Here is a 3,622-nt window from a genome sequence, read left to right on the forward strand (position 1 = left end):
TCACCAATTGTTATTCCATTAGATATAGCAGCAACAGCTACTGGGGCAAGTCTTTTTGTACATGGTGGATTTGTTTGGAATAAATCGATTCAAAATACTAAGGATACTATTCAAAAAATCCAGTCTTCTGGTGGAGGTAAGGGTGCGAGTAATCGAATACCTTCTTATGGAAAAGATTCTGTACCTAAAGGTCCATACCGTGAAGTAAATGGTTATCCAATAAAAGTGAAAGCAGGAGCTCAAGAGAAGCATATTCCTGATACACCGAACTATAAACAAGAATTAGCAAATGGAAAAAATAAGAGCATTTTCTATGGCGATAATAAAATAGCACAAGAATTGCTTGATAAGTTTGCAGGAAAAGGTGAACTATTAAAAAACGGTAGAGAAAGAGTAGACTTTGGTGAGCCAATAGGAAAATATTATGACCGCAATACTGGTGAATACCATGTGACTACTAAAGGGTTGATTCATTATGGAAAAGATGACGCTCATATAGTACCATCAAGACCATAAAAATCATAAGAAAAGAGGATGCAAATGGGGTACGATTCTTTAATTGGAACATTAATAAATTATGAACATAGTGACATGATACTAGAATGGAAAAGTGGATTGAGGATTATTGGAGAACTAGATACAGTTTTTGAAACAGACAATGGACTAGATGAGGATGATATAAATTATACAGAATATGATGCAGCTGTATTTAAAGTAAATAATATTTTATCTCGACCTAATACAAACGAAGGTACTGTATATAATTGGTTAAAACAAGAAAAAAGTTCATTGGTTGAAATTTCTCTCTATGATGATCCGCCAAGTGCAGTGTTTTTAACTGACGGAAAAAGAGTATGGGAAAGAGAAATGTGTAAATAATAGGTGGCATTTAAACTGTTACCTTATTAGTCAAATTAGATTTAGTTAATTTTGATATATGGTTTTTAATGGAATTAGAACAGGCTACTAACATATACTCTGGTATGAAGAAAAGATATCCTAATCGTAAGCTGATTCCTTTTGCTAAAAGATTTGATAATGATGATACTGCATGTTTTGAAATCGACAAAGGAAGTAAAGTTCAATTTATTCATGATTTTACTTGTGAAGGTTTTGAACAAAGAAAAGAATTTGATGACTTTTGGGATTGGGTTGAATGTGCTATGAAATAAATGATAGATTACAATCGAAGTGAAAAAAACAATAATCAAAATCATTTAAAAATTTAATTGAATAAGTATCTTATGCTTTACGTCATGCTCCGTGGGAATACGAATTGGAGTTAGATGAGAATGGCTGGGTGTCTGTTGAGCAACTTTTACACGCACTTCACCAATCCATTGAATGGAGAGATGTGAAGATAGAAGATTTAAAAATAATGATTGAGAAATCTGAGAAAAAAGGCATGAGCTAAAAGAAAATAAAATTCGTGCGTTGTATGAACATTCTATTCCCATGAAAATGGTAAAGGAAGAAGGCGTTCCACCTAAATTTCTTTATCATGGTACATCTCCTCGCTTTTTAAATTCTATTGAATTAAATGGGCTATCACCTATGTATAGACAATATGTCCATCTTTCTGAAGATATTGTAACTGCTGAATTAGTGGGGAAAAGAAAAGATAAGCATCCTATTATTTTAGAAGTTAATACTGAAAAAGCTAGAGAAGAAGGCGTTAAATTTTATTTAGGAAATGAAAAAGCTTGGTTAGCAGATGAGATTCCTAGTGAGTTTATCGCAATTAATAAGAATTAATTGAATCTATTCTACTAGATTATGACGGCAGGAAAAAATTTTTCTTTAGGATATATATTTGAATGAACCATGTTATCTGTCTTAAAATAAACAAATAAAAGGCGAGTTACTTATGGAAAATAATCAACAAGAGAGACTTCACATTTGAGGTCTCTTTTGTTGATTTAAATTGAAAATTATTATTTAAGCGAATGCACTTTCGTACCTCGCATTTCACAGGCACATAGGCTTCAATTGATGTTATATAGTATGTTTTTCAATGTAAAGAAACATTAGAAAAAGCTGGACAATATTATTAAATAGCCGGGTTCATTGTAGAAATGTTTGAAGCTATTTCGCTCATAGGCGGATCTAATTTCTTAACTATCGTTGCAGAAGTAGGAACTGGCGGATTAGCATCACCAATTGTTATTCCATTAGATATAGCAGCAACAGCTACTGGGGCAAGTCTTTTTGTACATGGTGGATTTGTTTGGAATAAATCGATTCAAAATACTAAGGATACTATTCAAAAAATCCGCTCTTCTGGTGGAGGTGCGGCTAACGGTAAACCTAGCAGTAACAAAAATACAAATGTAGACAATTTTGATGCAAAAACAGCTACAAATAAGCAAAAAGGTAATTATGGTGAAATAAAATCTAGTGACAATTTATTGAATAATCAAAGTTTAAAAGAAGCTGGATTTGATTTAAAGCCAGTCGGAAAAAGTGCACCAACAGGTATAAATGATAAAATAGTAAAAGGAATTGATGGATTATACGAAAATGCAAATCCAAATTCAAATATTAAATATGTTATTGATGAAGCTAAGTTTGGTAGTTCACAATTGGGGAAAACTAAAGATGGACGACAAATGTCAAATGATTGGTTGAACGGTTCTGAAACTGGAAAAAGTAGAATATTGAAAGCTGTTGATGGAGATGAAGTATTAGCAGAAAAGATTGCGAATGCATTGGAAGATAGTGAAGTTGAAAGAGTATTATCAAAAGTCGATAGTAGTGGAAACGTAAAAACATATAGGTTAGATGAAGAAGGAAACAATATTGGAGAATGGCCATAATTTAGAAGCTAGGGGGAATTAAATAGAATGAGAGATCAAATGTGCATAGAAGAAAAATGTAAAAAAGGAATAGAACTCCATAAAAAGTTTATTGAAGATAATAGAGAGGAGATTAGAAGTTTAGAAGAAGATGAAAAGAATGGTATACAAAGAAAGCCTAAAGATAATATAAGTATTATAGAAGGAAGATATTTAAGGAATTTTATACATGAGATGAACGACATTAGAGCAATGTATTCTTTAGGAGAAGACATTAGCACAATGGAAGTATATTTTTATAATGCAATGGATGATTTAGAGCATACAGGAGCTAGCAAAGTGGGTTATATATATATGCTTTGGATAATTTCTTTAGGAATTTTGTTAGAAACGGATAAAAAGAATATAGAAAGATTAAAAAAGATAGTTGATACAAAAAATATGAATGACGCAGTAATTGATTTCCTCTTATGCGCTAGTGATATTGGATACACAAACATGACGAACAGATATTATAAAGAAAATCCATATGCAAAAACGAGAGAGATTATAGAACTTGCACAAATAGATAAAAAAGAAGCATCTAAAAGATTACAAACGTACATGGAGAAAGAATGGTTTAAAGGTCATTATGATTATGAGTGGAAAAATGCGCATAAAGAACCTGGATATGTAGGATATTGGAGCTTTGAAACGGCAGCGCTTGCGAAAATTTTGGAACTGGATGATATAAGTTTAAAAGATAATAATCATTATCCATATGATTTGGCACATTATAAAAATGAAATGAAATTTAAGCATATAGACCTAAGTGAATATCACTATGA

Annotated in this window: 3 protein-coding genes and 3 pseudogenes; all 6 read left to right on the top strand. The window is 31.7% G+C overall.

Annotation, left to right across the window (positions count from 1 at the left end; translation table 11 throughout):
- Nucleotides 1–516, top strand: a 516-nt coding sequence (locus tag ES895_RS29005) for a polymorphic toxin type 50 domain-containing protein (RefSeq protein ID WP_240690251.1), incomplete at its 5' end; no start/stop codon positions are given.
- Between the two features lie 24 nt (nt 517–540).
- On the top strand, nt 541–879 hold the full coding sequence (locus tag ES895_RS29010; protein ID WP_000540187.1) for a hypothetical protein: 339 nt from the start codon (nt 541–543) through the stop codon (nt 877–879).
- A gap of 26 nt (nt 880–905) precedes the next feature.
- Nucleotides 906–1,172 (top strand): annotated as a pseudogene (locus ES895_RS29015) (hypothetical protein); the annotation flags it as partial.
- Between the two features lie 104 nt (nt 1,173–1,276).
- Nucleotides 1,277–1,755: pseudogene (locus tag ES895_RS29020) on the top strand (RNA 2'-phosphotransferase).
- A gap of 299 nt (nt 1,756–2,054) precedes the next feature.
- A pseudogene (locus tag ES895_RS29025) lies at nt 2,055–2,816 on the top strand (hypothetical protein); the annotation flags it as partial.
- A 27-nt stretch (nt 2,817–2,843) separates the two neighbouring features.
- Nucleotides 2,844–3,622, top strand: a 779-nt coding sequence (locus ES895_RS29030) for a PoNi-like cognate immunity protein (protein ID WP_135238877.1), incomplete at its 3' end; no start/stop codon positions are given.

The organism is Bacillus sp. 007/AIA-02/001 (assembly GCF_004634455.1).
Classification (GTDB): domain Bacteria; phylum Bacillota; class Bacilli; order Bacillales; family Bacillaceae_G; genus Bacillus_A; species Bacillus_A cereus.

Bases quoted from the DNA above. Each gene is read 5' to 3' on its own strand.
- ES895_RS29010 (WP_000540187.1), top strand. From the start codon at position 541: ATGGGGTACGATTCTTTAATTGGAACATTAATAAATTATGAACATAGT.